Annotated in this window: 1 protein-coding gene; it reads right to left on the reverse strand. The window is 48.0% G+C overall.

From position 1 onward, the window contains the following. A partial coding sequence (locus LRL21_RS45155) for a hypothetical protein (RefSeq protein ID WP_240422246.1) occupies positions 1–273 on the reverse strand: 273 nt, incomplete at both ends.

Here is a 273-nt window from a genome sequence, read left to right on the forward strand (position 1 = left end):
ATTTGTTTTTCGATCCCGTCGTGAAGGTCACCACTTTACTCCCTACCGTTCCCGCTGGATCTGTCCAGGATGTCCAACCGAAATCCCGGTCTTCTTCCTCACTCCGCGCGACAAAGTAGTAAAAACCATTGGTGGCTTTCACCGCCTTGTGCTTAAACGATACGGTATAGGTCGTGTTTTTTTCCAGCTGCATTTTGCTGGGATCCGAAATACTAAATTCTTGCCAATATTGGCTTGGCGCTGCCTCTGCATAGGCTGAATATTGACCCGTTA

Source organism: Paenibacillus periandrae (genome assembly GCF_022458865.1).
In the GTDB taxonomy this organism is placed as follows: Bacteria; Bacillota; Bacilli; order Paenibacillales; family NBRC-103111; genus Paenibacillus_S; species Paenibacillus_S periandrae.